The 15,002-nt window shown below is 46.4% G+C and carries 16 protein-coding genes; 8 read left to right on the forward strand and 8 right to left on the reverse strand.

The genetic code is table 11. From position 1 onward, the window contains the following. Positions 1-48: 48 nt before the first annotated feature. Both QUA88_RS27875 and QUA88_RS27880 read right to left on the reverse strand, forming a co-directional pair. A complete protein-coding gene (locus QUA88_RS27875) occupies positions 49-816 on the reverse strand; it encodes a sulfotransferase (RefSeq protein WP_333274971.1) in 768 nt (255 codons plus the stop codon). A gap of 428 nt (positions 817-1,244) precedes the next feature. Continuing rightward, entirely contained in the window at positions 1,245-2,126 is an 882-nt protein-coding gene (locus QUA88_RS27880) for a glycerol acyltransferase (RefSeq protein WP_333274974.1), read from the reverse strand. Between the two features lie 322 nt (positions 2,127-2,448). Here QUA88_RS27880 and QUA88_RS27885 point away from each other — a divergent pair, with 322 nt between their 5' ends. Beyond that, the gene (locus tag QUA88_RS27885) at positions 2,449-2,703 is read left to right on the forward strand and encodes a hypothetical protein (protein WP_333052997.1); all 255 of its coding nucleotides are present in this window, start codon (positions 2,449-2,451) and stop codon (positions 2,701-2,703) included. A gap of 176 nt (positions 2,704-2,879) precedes the next feature. Continuing rightward, on the forward strand, positions 2,880-3,851 hold the full coding sequence (locus tag QUA88_RS27890) for an SH3 domain-containing protein (protein WP_333274977.1): 972 nt from the start codon (positions 2,880-2,882) through the stop codon (positions 3,849-3,851). Positions 3,852-4,178: 327 nt separating this feature from the next. Here the strand turns inward: QUA88_RS27890 and QUA88_RS27895 are convergent, their stop codons facing one another. The 6 genes from QUA88_RS27895 to groES form a co-directional block, all read right to left on the reverse strand. Continuing rightward, the gene (locus QUA88_RS27895; RefSeq protein WP_333274980.1) at positions 4,179-4,838 is read right to left on the reverse strand and encodes a glutathione S-transferase family protein; all 660 of its coding nucleotides are present in this window, start codon (positions 4,836-4,838) and stop codon (positions 4,179-4,181) included. A gap of 61 nt (positions 4,839-4,899) precedes the next feature. Continuing rightward, on the reverse strand, positions 4,900-5,268 hold the full coding sequence (locus QUA88_RS27900) for a hypothetical protein (protein WP_333053002.1): 369 nt from the start codon (positions 5,266-5,268) through the stop codon (positions 4,900-4,902). 27 nt (positions 5,269-5,295) lie between these two features. After that, a complete protein-coding gene (locus tag QUA88_RS27905) occupies positions 5,296-5,655 on the reverse strand; it encodes a hypothetical protein (protein WP_333053003.1) in 360 nt (119 codons plus the stop codon). A gap of 113 nt (positions 5,656-5,768) precedes the next feature. Further along, positions 5,769-5,972 (reverse strand): DUF6888 family protein, encoded by a 204-nt coding sequence (locus tag QUA88_RS29590; protein WP_445251906.1) that lies wholly within the window; start codon positions 5,970-5,972, stop codon positions 5,769-5,771. A gap of 171 nt (positions 5,973-6,143) precedes the next feature. Beyond that, entirely contained in the window at positions 6,144-7,784 is a 1,641-nt protein-coding gene (gene groL / locus QUA88_RS27910; protein WP_333053005.1) for a chaperonin GroEL, read from the reverse strand. A gap of 138 nt (positions 7,785-7,922) precedes the next feature. Next, a complete protein-coding gene (gene groES / locus QUA88_RS27915; protein WP_332945088.1) occupies positions 7,923-8,234 on the reverse strand; it encodes a co-chaperone GroES in 312 nt (103 codons plus the stop codon). Positions 8,235-8,613: 379 nt separating this feature from the next. Between groES and QUA88_RS27920 the strand changes: the two genes are divergently transcribed. From QUA88_RS27920 to QUA88_RS27945, 6 genes are all read left to right on the forward strand, one after another. After that, a complete protein-coding gene (locus QUA88_RS27920) occupies positions 8,614-9,039 on the forward strand; it encodes a ferredoxin (protein ID WP_333209731.1) in 426 nt (141 codons plus the stop codon). Positions 9,040-9,687: 648 nt separating this feature from the next. Beyond that, positions 9,688-10,338 (forward strand): response regulator transcription factor, encoded by a 651-nt coding sequence (locus tag QUA88_RS27925; RefSeq protein ID WP_015174512.1) that lies wholly within the window; start codon positions 9,688-9,690, stop codon positions 10,336-10,338. Between the two features lie 338 nt (positions 10,339-10,676). Next, positions 10,677-11,198 carry a LabA-like NYN domain-containing protein gene (locus QUA88_RS27930; protein ID WP_006633075.1) on the forward strand — a complete coding sequence of 174 codons (522 nt, stop codon included), beginning with the start codon at positions 10,677-10,679 and terminating at the stop codon, positions 11,196-11,198. 329 nt (positions 11,199-11,527) lie between these two features. Further along, positions 11,528-13,168 carry a 2-isopropylmalate synthase gene (locus QUA88_RS27935; protein ID WP_333053009.1) on the forward strand — a complete coding sequence of 547 codons (1,641 nt, stop codon included), beginning with the start codon at positions 11,528-11,530 and terminating at the stop codon, positions 13,166-13,168. A gap of 142 nt (positions 13,169-13,310) precedes the next feature. After that, the gene (locus QUA88_RS27940) at positions 13,311-14,111 is read left to right on the forward strand and encodes a class I SAM-dependent methyltransferase (RefSeq protein WP_333053011.1); all 801 of its coding nucleotides are present in this window, start codon (positions 13,311-13,313) and stop codon (positions 14,109-14,111) included. Positions 14,112-14,504: 393 nt separating this feature from the next. After that, on the forward strand, positions 14,505-14,819 hold the full coding sequence (locus tag QUA88_RS27945; protein WP_333053013.1) for an antitoxin family protein: 315 nt from the start codon (positions 14,505-14,507) through the stop codon (positions 14,817-14,819). Positions 14,820-15,002 lie beyond the last annotated feature (183 nt).

Genomic DNA, 15,002 nt, shown 5'->3' on the forward strand with positions numbered 1-15,002 from the left:
TAAGAATTGTTTTATAAAAAACAAATCATGCACAAATATGATTTTCTGTCAACTTAATTTAGATGCGTTTACCCTGGGGGGCAAAATGGTTTTTCTAGGTTTAAACTCGACTTGCGATCGCACTTGATGTAAACCTTGTGTTTTCAATTTATTATCAAATTCTGGCTCTTGATATTCAACACTCTCGAAATCATGTTCAAAAGGTTCTTCGCCCAAAAAATGATAAATCAACGACATGGTTTTAGCCGGGTTTATGGTTAATAGCTCGTAATCAACCAAGAGGAGAGAGGCACTCTGGTCGCTGTAAAATGCTTCTTTAAGAGCGTTATAAGCATAACCCACTAAACGCGAACCTTGACTTAATGCCTCGGTGCGACTATAAACTGTAGCCCGTTCCGCTGGATTATTAAATAGCCTCGAAACATCAAAGGCGTTGCGCCGAATCAGTAGCTCGATGCTGTCCATAATCCAAGCAATGTTTCTGACACAGCAGATGACTTTAGCTTCAGGAAATAGTTCCCGAATTAATGGCAATTTGCTGCACCAAAGGCGATTGGTGTCGAAGATGATTTCTTTGTCAGCTTGCGGGTGGTAATAAGCCGAAAAGATGCTTAGAATCAGCGCCCGTTTTTGTTCGGGGGAAATAAACACGGAAAACTCATTGTCTTCGCTCATTGCTTCCAACATTCGCTCTACTAAACCCCCCACGGGGCTAGTCATGGAGGCGTGAAACCGGGGGTTTTGTCGCAGGATGGCGGCTAGTAAAGTAGATCCTGAGCGGGGTAAGCCGGATATAAAGTGAGCTTTCTGGGGCATCCAGTGGGAATATATTTAAGGTTGACAAGTAGTCTGCATCTGAAAAGAAGAAGGCGATCGCTTTTGCGGTTGCTCGTTGCTGCAATATAGCACCCGATCGACATTTAAATAATTGGTGGAAACAAAACATTGCATCCAGCAGCTACAGTGTCAGATGCTGGAAGCTGGATGTTGGATAACTTTACGGAATTACCGCCTAGTTTTTCGCAAAATCTATCTTGCGATAGATGGCAGTCAACTGATGGTTATGATTACACTCTGGCGAGTTAGATAATAGTGCGATCGCGCCGGATAATTATTACCTCGGTCGTTGCTTTTTGTAGCGAAATGTGGTATAGAAATATACAGAAACCAAGGCTGGGTTAAATATAAGGTCGATCGACAATCAGTGCGATCGAACCTATGATAATTTGATATTCGTGCAATTGTCACTTACCAGCCAAACAATCTAATTGTTGTTGCATTTGGGCGGTAACTCGCTCGAAACAAGCATCAACATAATCGCGATCGCGCGCCGCTTCCGAACCATACCTCTCAAATACAATCGGTTCGCACACGCGAGTCCGAATTTGCACAGGTAAAGGCAGGTTTGGCAAAGGCCCAATACTCAATCCCCAAGGCAATCCCAAATACACCGGCAATACCACCGGATCGATGCCAAATAGCCACGGCATTCCCAATTCATGCAATTGCTTTGCTTGTTCGTACAAATCTGCCAAAACTATCAAAGTATCGTGGGCACCGTGCGATACAATTGGTAAAATTGGCACTTCTTCTCGCAATGCTAATTTGATAAATCCCTTGCGTCCCGCAAAGTAGATTTTATCGCGCAAATGGTGGGGGCGAAAAACATCTTGGGCGCCGCCCGGATAGACGAGAACGGCGGCATTTTTGCGTAAAGCTGCGATCGCCATTTTCGGATGCGCCTTGAGGGCTCCACACTCAACCGCCATGCTAGCAACATCAGGAGAAACTTGCCAAACCGTGGGGTGCATCAATCCGTAGGCCAAGCGTTCCGTGCCGTATCTGCGGAACCATTCGTATAGGAACATAAACATATCTGGAGCAGCGAGTCCCCCGTTGTGAGAACCGACAACGAGCATTTTTCCGCTCGCCGGGACGTGGTGCCAGCCGTCGCTTTGTACGCGAAAATAGTAGCGGTACAGCCATTCCCAAACTGGCAACAAAAGCTGAATGAATTCGGGATTGCGATCGTCTAAAGATAGACCGTCAAAGGGATAGTTAGAGGATTTTCCGTCTTTTTTGTTAGTAGTTTTTGTCACTGGAGAAATATTTAACGCTTTGGTCATTATATAGCAGAAGGAAGAAAGCTTTAACTCTCGAAGAGAGAAGGCTTTAGTTATTTGGGAAATAAGGAAGAAGGAAGGATATTAGTTTGGATTTTCCTCTCCTGGTGCGTGCGATCATCCCGATCGCCCTGCGAAAAAAAGATTTTTCCTATTATCATTAATATGATCCCATTCCGAAGGAATCTACCGCATTAGTTTTAGCAAGTGAAAACATCATAAACATCGAGCGCGGTTGCTATAGCAATATAATTAAATCAGAATTGGCGCAAAAATTTGGTTTCTGATTTGAGCGGGCTGCTTTTGTTCGGAGGTTTTGTGCTGGTTGTCTCCACAGGAACAAAACCGTTTGGAAACAGCTACAGCAACTGTCGCTGATGGCGGGGCGGCTTTAGCCACAAAAACACAACTGTGCCTCAAGCCGATAAGTTTCCGTTTTGGAAGATTTTATCAAGTTGATGCCCGCCATCGGGTCAATGCTAGCGATTGGCGCTGTTTACTTTTCCCCTCTGCCATTCCCAGACTCGGACACTTCCACCTTCTCCCCCTCCCCCACTGTGGCATAATGAGCAATTTATAGGCGTAGCAGCTTTATGTGTCTTCGCTCAACTCACCAAACATTAAATTATATAAATTAAACTTGACTTGCGGTAAAAAAAAGTTACATAAAGCTTTTTTGTGGAAGACAAATCGATTTTTTTGCTATATTGACCTGCAATTAAGATAATGATTGTGGTTAAGTGAGGATTTGAACGGATGAAAAACTTGAATTGCTGGAATAAACCCGCTGCATTGCTGGGCGCGATCGCGATCGCAACCGGAAGTTTGCAGGCAAATGCGATCGTTGTTGCCGCCCCATCAACATCCACTGTCAGTCAAGATGCTGAAAATATTTCCTTTGAAGATAGCGCCACCTTTCAAATAGCCCAGGCTGGCAACCTTTGTCGCAAAGTCACTCCCAAAGAAGGTTTGACCGTTCGCCAGAGCCCAGACCCAAAATCCCCTAGAGTGGGCGGGGTAGGACTTAACACTCAGGTAACGCTGTCCCAAGGCGCTACTTCTGTTAAAGCCTCCGACGGTCGCCTCTGGATTCAAATTACCGCTCCCGTCACAGGGTATGTAGCTAGCGGATATCCCAACGACGAAAGTAATTTAGGTTCGTGCACAATTAGTCAAACTCCTGCACCTGCACCCGCACCCGCACCCGCACCTGCACCAGCGCCCGCACCAGCACCCGCACCTGCACCAGCGCCCGCACCAGCACCCGCGCCAGCACCCGCGCCAGCACCCGCACCCGCACCAGCACCCGCACCCGCACCAGCACCCGCACCCGCACCCGCACCAGCACCAGCGCCAGCGCCAGCACCAGCACCAGCACCAGCACCAGCGCCAGCACCCGCACCAGCACCCGCACCCGCACCAGCACCAGCGCCAGCACCTGCGCCAGCACCTGCGCCTGCGCCTGCGCCTGCACCAGCACCTGCAACGGGCCCCGTAAGTCTGTGCCGCCAAGTAGAACCTCGCGTAGCGCCGAGGGGTCTAGCTATCCGTACTGAGCCTTCAAGGACTGCTGCGGTTAAAGGTGGTGTACCGGCTAACGGTCAAGTAACGCTTGTACCGAATTTCCAGTTAGTGAAAGATAAGAATGGAGAAAACCGGAATTGGGTTGAGATTTCAGCTCCTGCGGCGGGATTCATCTCTGCTGGAAATTTGATCATGTGCAAGTAAACTTGTGAGTTCGATCGCTCTTTTTGACTAAAAGAGCGATCGACACCGAAAATAGTTTTAAGATTGTCGCGCAGCAAGCGAACAACGCGGAACCCAGATTGCTTCGATGACTTACCCAGGAATAACTTATTTCTGTCGCGAGTCAGAGTTTTGCTGCGATATCTTTGGGGTTGGAGACGGTAATTTTGCGATCGCCCAGGAACTGTTTGACGTTAATTGATTCGTAGTTCGATCAGGCGGCGGGCTGCCCCATTGCTGCGATGGGAATTTGGATGCAGGCGATAACAGCTAGGAAAAAGAGCGATCGCTTGACAATTGATGGGTTCATCAGGCTTGAGATTGTGCGAGAAACTTTTGTCTCCGAGATGCGAAAGCCGCCAAATCTGCCTCGGTGAATTGAGTTTGCTGCCATGAGGGGCGGGCAAGCAGTCGATCGCACCAAGCTTGAATTTTAGGATAGCCGTCTAGGGACACACCAACCCAAGATAGCAAGGGCACGACGGTGCCGGCAACGCACTCGGCAAAGGTAACAGTGTTGCTAGCGAAAAAAGGGCGATCGTCCAACAAACCTTCAAAAAATGTCAGCACAGTATTGACTTTTTCCTTAGCCTTTTCTATTACTTGAGGTTCAGGAGTTCCCCAGCCCATTTTTTCACTGCTGAGGGGGTAAAGTGCCGGCGCAAGTTCGTTAACCGTGACCAATTCTACCATTTTCACAACTGCCAAATCTTGCGGATCTTTCGGCAGCATTGCCGGTTCTGGATACTTCGCTTCTAGATAGTCAAGAATTGCTAGAGACTCGACGACAGTGAAGTCATCATCGACCAAAACAGGGATGCGGTGAAAAGGATTCATTGCCACAAATTCAGACTGCAAGTGATCGCCGTCCAAGTGGATTTCTACTAATTCAAAGTCGAGGTTTTTTTCTAAGAGGGCGACCCAGACGCGGCGTGAGTTGGCGGAAATGGGAGTGTGGTAAAGTTTCATGGCGGTTGCTATAATCAAAATATCATCATAACAAACTTCTAAAGATGCTATAATTGGCTGATTATTGGCTGATAGTGACTTCCTGACGCACAGACGAGGTAATAGCCTCTACTAGAAATAACCGCTCGCTAACTGACAATTTAAGCGTTAATTTTACTAATTCTTGAAAAGATAAATCTTGTGGATTTTCCGAATAATTATCATTTCGATAGGGCGAAAAACTATCATCAGAACTTAAAGGTTTGGTATTCTGATCTAAAGTTGTCGTCATGTCTGCGTGGAGAAGCTCTAAAAATTCAAGATCGTTCCCTAGATCGGCAGCCTCATCCTCATCTACATCTTCAATTACTTGCAAACGTTCTTGATAGGCATTGATTTGATGTTCAATGGCTTCTATAATAAACCTTAAATCTTTAAATGATAGATTCATGTTAGCTTACTATCCTATAAATCACCTCTACAGGTAGTATGAGGGCTCGATTTCAGAGTCATCGTCAGAGGTACGTTCGGCACGAATCTCGTCCATAATTTCCTGAAAATCTGGATCGTCTTTAAACACACCCGCAAATTGCATCCAGGTGGGTTCTGAAGCCTGAATCGGTACTTCCCAGGAAATAGCTTCAATATGCTTAAGTCTTTCTAACAAAGTGGTTTGAAGTTGGGTAATGGCTTCTTCCCGAGTTGCTGCTTCAACTCGACAGTGCGGAAACTCGAAAACAGAAGCAGAAACCTGTCCTGATGAGAGAGTTTCTAACAGGAGTGTCACTTTCCATTGGCTAGATGGTTGGGATTGCAATACATTTAAGCTTGTTACCATGTTTAAATCACGCTTTTTAAGTGCTGTCTTGATTGTATCGCAGAAAAAAAAATCCCTCACCATTTCAGGCAAGGGGCGATCGCTTTTTTAGAGCTAACTCGTCTTCAGTTGCTCTAATTTTTGTCTAACAAAGAACCATCGCGATCGATTTCTATCTCTATATTATCTCCTGCCAGTATAAATAGATTACCTGTTCGCTCGTCTAGGCAGATGAAAACAGGGATGGTGAATTTATTGGTTAAGGATTGACATAGTATGACACACTTGATGCTTTGTTCAGCAGTTGGCAGGTTCATTTTAACTCCAAAAGTTTTCATTAACGGTTACGCGGGGTTAGGTTTTTGGGTATAACCTAGCTGAGTACAGAGGCACGGGCCCTTAGAGATTGTGCGTTTAGTTAATGTCGCTTTAGAGTTGTTATGCCTATGCTAAAAACCGTTACCAATATAACAGGGCAGGCCCTAAAGCCCGCCCCATCAAACTATCGATTAATAATCGAAGTCGCCGCCGCCCATGCCGCCGCCAGCGCCTGCAGCAGCGCCATCCTTCGGTTCAGGCTTGTCAACGACGATGCACTCGGTTGTCAGCACCATACCAGCAATAGATGCGGCATTTTGCAGAGCAGAACGAGTCACCTTCGCAGGGTCAACAATTCCAGCTTCAAACATATCGACAAACTCATTTGTCGCTGCGTTGAAACCGACGTTGAACGGCTTTTCTTTGACGCGCTCAGCAATCACAGCGCCATTCAAACCAGCATTTTCAGCAATCCGCTTCAGAGGAGCAGCCAGAGCCCGTGCCACAATCAATGCACCGGTCAATTCTTCGCCCTTCAGATTGCTATTAGCCCACTCTTCCAATTGAGGAGTCAGGTGAGCCAAAGTTGTACCGCCACCAGGAACAATTCCTTCTTCTACAGCAGCTTTGGTTGCGTTGATCGCATCTTCCAAACGCAGTTTGCGATCCTTCATTTCTGTTTCGGTAGCCGCGCCGACTTTGATGACTGCGACGCCGCCAGCCAATTTGGCTAAACGTTCTTGCAGCTTTTCTTTGTCGTAGGAAGACTCGGTTTCGTCCATTTGACGGCGAATTTGTTCGCAGCGGGACTTAACGGCGGCTTCGTTACCTTCGGCAACAATTGTGGTGCTGTCTTTGGTGATGGTGATGCGGCGAGCTTTGCCGATCATGTCGAGCTTGGTGTTTTCCAGTTTCAAACCGGCATCTTCGGTGATTAGTTGACCGCCGGTCAATACGGCGATATCTTCTAACATGGCTTTGCGCCGATCGCCAAAACCGGGTGCTTTAACAGCAGTCACGTTCAACACACCGCGCAGTTTGTTGACAACGAGGGTAGCTAAAGCTTCTTTCTCAATGTCTTCTGCAATGATCAACAGCGGGCGGCCGGAACGAGCTACTTGTTCGAGCACGGGTACTAAATCTTGTACCAGAGCAATTTTCTTGTCTGTCAGCAAGATGAACGGTTCTTCGAGAATCGCTTCCATCCGTTCAGTGTCGGTGACGAAGTAGGGAGAGATGTAGCCTTTGTCGAAGCGCATCCCTTCGGTGATTTCCAATTCGGTGGTCATAGACTTCCCTTCTTCCAGGGAAATCACGCCTTCTTTGCCCACCTTGTCCATTGCGTTGGCAATCATTTGGCCGACTTCATCGTCGTTACCAGCAGAGATGGAGCCGACTTGAGCGATGGCTTTGGAATCTTCTACTTGTTTGGCGTGTTCGGCAATTTTTTCTACCAAAAACGTGGTTGCTTTGTCAACACCGCGCTTGAGGGCGATCGCATTTGCGCCGGCTGCTACGTTACGCAGACCTTCTTTGACCATGGCGTGAGCCAAAACGGTAGCAGTTGTGGTACCGTCGCCTGCTGCGTCGTTGGTTTTGGAAGCTGCTTGACGGATCAGGGCAACGCCTGTATTTTCTACGTGGTCTTCTAGTTCGATTTCTTTGGCGATGGTAACACCGTCATTGACGATTTGAGGAGCTCCGAATTTCTTTTCGAGAACCACGTTGCGGCCTTTGGGGCCGAGGGTTACTGCCACTGCTTCGGCCAAAATGTCCATACCGCGTTCGAGGGCGCGACGTGCATTTTCGTTGTAGATGATACGCTTAGCCATAGTTTTTGGGGATGAGAGGGTTTGAGATTTTGGATTGGGGATGATGGATTTTAGTCATTTGTCCCGTGTCATTAGTTGTTTGGCGGCGTTCGCTTTAAACTAATGACTGATGACTAAGGACTGATGACTAATGATTAATTAGTTAACGATCGCCAGAATGTCTTTTTCTGCAAGCAAGACGTATTCGTCTGTGCCGAGTTTGATGTCGGTGCCGGCGTACTTCGAGTAGAGAACTTTGTCGCCGACTTTGACTTCCATTTCAATGCGGGTGCCATCGTCATTGCGCTTGCCGGGGCCCACGGCCGCGACTTCGCCTACTTGGGGCTTTTCCTTAGCTGTGTCGGGCAGAAGGATGCCGCCGGCGGTTTTTTCTTCGCTAGCGCTTACTTTTACGAACACGCGCTCGCCTAACGGTTTAACGGTAGAAACACTCAGTGATACTGCTGCCATAAATAAATCTCCAGATTACAGATTGTCGTGAGTCAGTCGTCAGGGGTCACGATGAAAGCAACAGCGGACTACTTACAACTGACATATTAGCACTCTCGACTCCTGAGTGCTAATTTAGCTCTAGAAAGGGGCGATCGCAACTTAGTTGTCAGTACGGGTTCCCGAACCGACAATGAGTTGGAGAGGGGGAGAGAGAGGGAGAGGGGGAGAGAGCCAGAAGCGAAAAATCCCGGATTTCGACTTGTTATGCCTTTAAAACTTGCCTCTTGTTTGCCCTCAATTTCTGAATTGTAAAAAACCTACCGTTGAGACGGGAGGGAGTGGGGGCTGTGGTGATGACTTTAGACCGCTAACCAATTACTGTTGACGAATGAATAAAATGACAGAAAATAACATGGAATCTTGCAGCCAAGGCTTGAGCGCTTGCGTCCAAAGCCTGGGAATCCCTCAAATCGAGCGGCATATTTTTATCTGTGCCGACCAAACCGTGCCCAAGTGCTGCGATCGGCAAACCAGTCTGGAGGCGTGGAATTACTTAAAAAAACGCTTGCAAGAATTGGGGTTGGACAAGCCAAGTGCCGATCGACCAACCTGCGTCTTTCGCACGAAAGCCAATTGCCTGCGAGTGTGCGCGTCTGGCCCGATTATGGTAGTCTATCCAGACGGAGTGTGGTATCGCGACGTTACTCCACCCGTGATTGAGAGAATTATTCAGGAACATCTCCTAAACTCAAAGGTGGTTCAAGAATACGCTTTCTTGACTCATCCTTTGCCTGTGCCTGCTGAGACCCAGCCAAACATTTAAGTGTAGCGCTGTTTAAAGTACAGGGTTATAGGTAAAGTGTTAAATTTAAGGTTAAGGGTGAAAAATTGAGACAGTTTCGCGTCCGGGCGATCGCACCTGCTACAGCTCAATAAAACTGTAGTTAGGTTCTTGTCTTGCTGGTGCCGCTTCCCGTGTTCCTTGTGTTTCTCAAAAGGTACAGTAAAAAAAATCGATCGCAGGAACTGAGAAATTTTGTGCAAAAAATTCTCAGTGGCAGACACTCAGGAGGTTGCCAAACTACACTAGAAACAGTTAAATACGTAAGTAGGGAGTCTGCTTAAATTTCTCTATATCAGAAGTATCATTTAAAACCGGGGCATTAACCTGAAATTGAACCATCGAGATTAAATATTTAACTTGCGCTCTGTTAGGGAATCTGCAATCAATCAAGGCTGATCTTGACAGGGCGATCGTCGATTACAGGTTTGGGCTGCGTTCGAGGTCGTAAGACACTCACAAACAGCCGTCGATTATAGGTTGGAAAGCGGTAATACCCGCCCCGCTTTCCCTCACCGCCATCCCTTCAGTCGATCGTCGTCCTCCACTCCCAGCCGGGTGGCGGGGGACTGACCGAAAAAACAGAAGTGAAAACAAGGAAGTGTGCGGGATACTTTAGCGGGAATAAACATGACAAAGGACAATAATTCAGGAGAACAAAAACGGCTGATGCTGGTTGACGACGACCCCAATTTGATCTTGCTGGTCAAAGACTACTTGGAGTTTCGGGGTTACAACGTCATTACAGCAGAAAACGGCAGAGACGCTCTGGAAAAACTAGAACAAGAAGTTCCCGACTTGATGATCTGCGACGTGATGATGCCGGAAATGGACGGCTACACTTTAGTCAAACACATCAGAGAAGACCCGCGCACGAGCTGGATTCCGGTTCTTTTCTTGTCCGCAAAAGGTCAAAGTTCAGACCGAGTAAAAGGCTTGAGCACGGGCGCTGACGTTTATATAGTCAAGCCTTTTGAACCAGAAGAACTGGTAGCCCAAGTGGAATCTTCTCTGAAAGCAGCATCCCGCTTGATTCGTCACTCAAATCCCGGTATGGAGAGTGGCCCAAAAATTAAGGCGCGCCGCAATGTCGAATTGACTCCCACTGAGTTAAAGGTGGTACAGTTGCTAGCGCAGGGTATGGCAAACCGCCAGATCGCAGACGTGATGAATGTCAGCCAGCGGACTATCGAAAGCCACGTCAGCAATATGCTGGGCAAAACAGGTCTGCACAACCGGACAGAGTTAGCTCGCTGGGCTCTTGAAAGCAAAAAGGCTTGAGCGGAGGTAGTCTGCGCTATGAAATCAGGGGAGCAAAATCTACTGCTATGCGCTGGGCGTATGCCTGTTTGGCGGTAGGGCGGTGGGCGCGGTAGTTTGAAGACGCCCTTAACCTTGACACGGCAGTCGGTATTGAGTTACTAGGCGTATAGTTTGTGAGGGCCCCTCGCTCAAAAGCAAGCAGGGTTAAAAGAACCCTCTGGCGGTAGAGCCGAAAATATGAAATACTGGGGAGATGGAGTTTTCTGAAGTCTAATCTATTGCCTCAGTTAGCTCCATGTTGCTAAAATGTGATATTTAGATTAACTTCTTTCTACAATTATTAGGTCTAAGTTTCTATGACAAACTTAATGAACCGCCTTTCTATTTTTGTGGACGGGAACAATATGTTCTACGCTCAACAAAAGAACGGTTGGTTTTTTGATCCTCGCAGGGTGCTCGAATATTTCAAAACTTCGCAGCCGAATGTCATCTTGATCAATGCTTTCTGGTATACGGGTCTGAAAGACCCCCAAGATCAAAGGGGATTTCGAGATGCTTTGATCAGTCTAGGTTACACGGTTCGCACTAAAATTCTTAAGGAATATTACGACGATGCTTCGGGCAGATATTCTCAAAAGGCTAATTTAGACATAGAAATTGTGGTTGATATGTTTAATACCGTGGATCAATACGACCAAGTTGTGCTGTTTAGCGGGGATGGGGATTTTGAGCGGGCGATCGAGCTGCTCCGCTCGAAAAATACTCATATTACTGTGGTATCCACCGAAGGAATGATTGCTAGAGAGTTACGAAATGCTACAGATAGGTATATAGACCTAAATGAAATTAGGGAACATATCGAGAAGATGGATTATTAGTCAGTAGTTAGTAGTTATTAGTCATTAGTCATTAGTCATTAGTTAGTAGTTATTAGTCAGCAGTTATGGGTTATGGGTTATGGGTTATTAATTATTCGTTATTGGCGCGAAACACGGGACTGGTGCTCCCGCCAAAAAACGCATACTTGCTTTCCGATAGGAGCCACCAGTAGCCCAAAATTTTAGACTAAGGTTCAAGTTCCCAGATTCATCTGTGGAGTAAATCTCAAATCTAAAATCTAAAATCTCAAATCTAAAATCGACTGACTGGAGGCTAAAAATCCAGAAAAACGGACAAGTAAAAATCAGGAAAACACTTTTGTAGAGCTATGAAAACTCAACCAAGTCAAGACCGGATTATTATTTTCGATACGACTTTGCGGGACGGAGAACAATCTCCGGGTGCATCTCTGAATGTGGATGAAAAGCTGACGATCGCCCGCCAGTTAGCGAGATTGGGCGTGGATGTGATTGAAGCGGGTTTCCCTTTCACCAGCACGGGAGATTTCGAGGCAGTCCAAAAAATAGCCCGATCGGTTGGCACAGAAAATGGGCCGACAATTTGCGGTTTAGCGAGGGCGAGAAAGGAGGATATTAAAACAGCAGCCGAGGCTCTGAAACCCGCCGTAAATTCGCGAATTCATACGTTTCTGGCTACGTCCGATATTCACTTGGAGTATAAGCTGAAAAAGACGCGGGCTGAGGTTCTGGAAATAGTGCCGGAAATGGTGGCTTACGCTAAGTCTTTTGTGGATGATGTGGAGTTTTCGCCGGAAGATGCTTGTCGATCGGAACCGGAGTTTTTGTATCAGGTTCTAGAACGGGCGATCGCAGCGGGTGCGACTACTGTTAATATTCCCGATACTGTCGGCTATACGACTCCGAGCGAGTTTGGGGCTTTGATTCGCGGAATTAAGGAAAATGTGCCGAATATCGATCGCGCAATTATTTCGGTTCACGGTCACAATGACTTAGGATTGGCTGTTGCTAACTTTTTGGAAGCTGTGAAAAATGGCGCCAGACAGTTAGAATGCACGATTAACGGGATTGGCGAACGGGCGGGAAATGCAGCTCTCGAAGAGTTGGTAATGGCGCTTTACGTGCGGCGCCAATATTATAATCCGTTCTTGGGCCGGCCTGCGGATTCTGAGGAACCGCTGACAAATATTGACTCGCGCCAAATTTATAAAACCTCGCGGTTGGTTTCCAATTTGACGGGGATGTTGGTGCAGCCAAATAAGGCGATTGTGGGGGCAAATGCTTTCGCTCACGAGTCGGGAATTCACCAAGACGGAGTGCTGAAAAATAAGCGGACATACGAGATTATGGACGCTGAGTCGATCGGCTTGACTGAAAATCAAATCGTCTTGGGCAAATTATCCGGCCGTCACGCATTTCAGACTCGCTTGAAAGAGTTGGGTTTTGAAATGGCCGACGATGAGCTAAATAAGGCTTTTGTCAAGTTCAAAGATTTAGCTGACAAGAAAAAAGAGATTACTGATTGGGATTTAGAGGCGATCGCCAATAACGAAGTGCACCAAGCACCGGAACTATTCCGGTTAGAATTGGTGCAGGTTTCCTGCGGCGACAAATCTCGCCCGACAGCAACTGTCACTGTGCGGAATCCGGCGGGCGAAGAATTGACCGATGCTGCGATCGGCACTGGGCCTGTGGATGCGATTTACAGGGCAATTAACCGGGTGGTAAACGTACCCAACGAGTTGATCGAGTTTTCTGTACAATCGGTAACAGCAGGAATTGATGCGATCGGCGAAGTAACAATTCGCTTGCGCCACGAAGGCAAAGTATTTTCCGGTCACTCAGCAAATACCGACATTATCGTAGCCTCCGCAGAAGCATACATCAGCGCTTTAAATCGCCTGTATCAGGCATTGCAGCATAGTGCTGAAAAATCCTCGGAACAGCCAAATCTGATCAGAAATGAAGTTGTTGCAAAAGCACAGCGCTGATAAATTTATTGTCAGCCATTTTTCTTGAAACCAACCGCAGACGAACCCAGATCGAAGCAGATAAATCTCAATTAATCTGCCTTAATCCGGGTTTATCTGCGGTTTAAAATTACTTTTTTTACTAATAACCAAATCTTGAAAAATGCAAGACGAAACCTTAAAAAAAGAGCGGCAATTCCACGATGCTTGGGCATCCACAATCGATATTGACGGCATTCAAGTCAATGATTACTTTGAAGCTTGTACCGCCCCAGAAAATAGATTTATCGTCCAGCAAATGGGCGATATTACAGGCAAACGCCTGTTAGATTTAGGCTGCGGCGCGGGAGAAAACAGCGTTTATTTTGCTAAAAAAGGCGCGCATTGTGTGGCTGCCGACTATTCCCAGGGCATGGTAGACGTTGCTCTGAAATTGGCAGAGAAAAACGGCGTCAAAATAGAGGGCTGCACTGTAAATGCAATGGCGATGGATTTCCCGGACAAGAGTTTTGATATTGTTTACGCTTCTAATTTGCTGCACCATTTGCCGGAACCGGAAAAGGCAATTCGCGAAATGCACCGCGTGCTAAAACCGGGGGGAAAAGCTTGTTTTTGGGACCCGATGAAGCACAATCCCGTGATTAATGTTTACCGCAGAATGGCGACTGAGGTGCGGACGGAGGATGAAAGTCCTTTGGATATTAATATTGTGAAAATTGTTCAATCTTTGTTTTCCGAGACGGCTTACGATACGTTTTGGCTGACATCGCTGTGGATTTTTTTGCGCTTTTATTTGATAGAAAAAGTGCATCCAAATGAGGAGCGTTATTGGAAAAAGATTATCATTGAACAAGAGAGATTGAAACCGGAATACTCTCGATTGGAAGAGTGGGATAGCTTTTTGAAGAAGTTGCCTTTGATGAAGCGCTTGGCTTGGAATTTGGCTGTGGTGGCAACGAAGTAAGACGATTTTAGATTTTAGATTTTGGATTTTCGATTAAAGAATCGGGAATGACTGATGATATCAGTGGTAGGGTGCGTCAGTTTTGAGATTTTAAATCAGCGCCGAAAGTATTATTCTGACGCACCATTTGTTGTCAGGTGCGTCAGTTCCGAGATTGTTTGTTTGGAGCAAAAATAATCACAACTGACCAATAATTTCTTGATGGTACAAGCCCCCGCATTTATCCGTGGAATCAATCCAAAATCGAAAATCGAAAATCCTCAAGAAAGAGCATTTATCTCGCGCAAGTCAATTCTTTAATCTAAAATCTAAAATCTAAAATCGATTGACGCACCCTACTGAAAACTCTAAAAGAAGTACAATAAGTCAAAGCATTTAATTAAGAGGCTAATTATGCCAGAAACTATTACTGCTATCTACGAAAACGGGGTTTTGCGTCCCCTGATTCCTTTGTCATTGAATGATGGGGAAACTGTGCAAATCACAATTGTAGCGGAAGTTTCGCAGGAAGAACTCAAGGGCGATCGCGAAAAGTCGATGATTAAGATGCTTGTAGAGGGGGTGCGTTTGCCAAAGAAACAGGGTAAGCTCGATCGGGCAGAATTAATCAAGCGCGCGCAGCAGTGGCGCGAATTGATGCAAAAAATGGAACCGCTACCAGGTAAGCCTATTTCAGAAATCGTTATCGAGGATCGTGGCCCGTGGTAAATGCTTATTTTCTGGATACTAGCGCTTTAGTCAAACGATACGTGCCTGAAAAAGGCAGTGAGTGGATTTTATCGATTACCGATCCTGCTACAGATAACCATTTAGCTAAGTAGGTCGGTATAAAAAAACAAAGGTAAGTAAAGAAATGTTAACAACTAGAATTGGAACTGAATTTAAAGCGAT

It is taken from the genome of Microcoleus sp. D3_18_C2, from assembly GCF_036702395.1.
Classification (GTDB): Bacteria; Cyanobacteriota; Cyanobacteriia; order Cyanobacteriales; family Microcoleaceae; genus Microcoleus.

What these genes read in the sequence shown, in the direction of transcription:
- QUA88_RS27905 (WP_333053003.1), bottom strand. Translation starts at nt 5,655, where the DNA reads ATGGTAACAAGCTTAAATGTATTGCAATCCCAACCATCTAGCCAATGG.
- QUA88_RS27935 (WP_333053009.1), top strand. Translation starts at nt 11,528, where the DNA reads ATGAAAACTCAACCAAGTCAAGACCGGATTATTATTTTCGATACGACT.
- QUA88_RS27900 (WP_333053002.1), bottom strand. Translation starts at nt 5,268, where the DNA reads ATGAATCTATCATTTAAAGATTTAAGGTTTATTATAGAAGCCATTGAA.
- QUA88_RS27945 (WP_333053013.1), top strand. Translation starts at nt 14,505, where the DNA reads ATGCCAGAAACTATTACTGCTATCTACGAAAACGGGGTTTTGCGTCCC.
- QUA88_RS27880 (WP_333274974.1), bottom strand. Translation starts at nt 2,126, where the DNA reads ATGACCAAAGCGTTAAATATTTCTCCAGTGACAAAAACTACTAACAAA.
- QUA88_RS27890 (WP_333274977.1), top strand. Translation starts at nt 2,880, where the DNA reads ATGAAAAACTTGAATTGCTGGAATAAACCCGCTGCATTGCTGGGCGCG.
- groL (WP_333053005.1), bottom strand. Translation starts at nt 7,784, where the DNA reads ATGGCTAAGCGTATCATCTACAACGAAAATGCACGTCGCGCCCTCGAA.
- QUA88_RS27930 (WP_006633075.1), top strand. Translation starts at nt 10,677, where the DNA reads ATGACAAACTTAATGAACCGCCTTTCTATTTTTGTGGACGGGAACAAT.
- QUA88_RS27925 (WP_015174512.1), top strand. Translation starts at nt 9,688, where the DNA reads ATGACAAAGGACAATAATTCAGGAGAACAAAAACGGCTGATGCTGGTT.
- QUA88_RS27920 (WP_333209731.1), top strand. Translation starts at nt 8,614, where the DNA reads ATGACAGAAAATAACATGGAATCTTGCAGCCAAGGCTTGAGCGCTTGC.
- groES (WP_332945088.1), bottom strand. Translation starts at nt 8,234, where the DNA reads ATGGCAGCAGTATCACTGAGTGTTTCTACCGTTAAACCGTTAGGCGAG.
- QUA88_RS29590 (WP_445251906.1), bottom strand. Translation starts at nt 5,972, where the DNA reads ATGAAAACTTTTGGAGTTAAAATGAACCTGCCAACTGCTGAACAAAGC.
- QUA88_RS27940 (WP_333053011.1), top strand. Translation starts at nt 13,311, where the DNA reads ATGCAAGACGAAACCTTAAAAAAAGAGCGGCAATTCCACGATGCTTGG.
- QUA88_RS27875 (WP_333274971.1), bottom strand. Translation starts at nt 816, where the DNA reads ATGCCCCAGAAAGCTCACTTTATATCCGGCTTACCCCGCTCAGGATCT.
- QUA88_RS27895 (WP_333274980.1), bottom strand. Translation starts at nt 4,838, where the DNA reads ATGAAACTTTACCACACTCCCATTTCCGCCAACTCACGCCGCGTCTGG.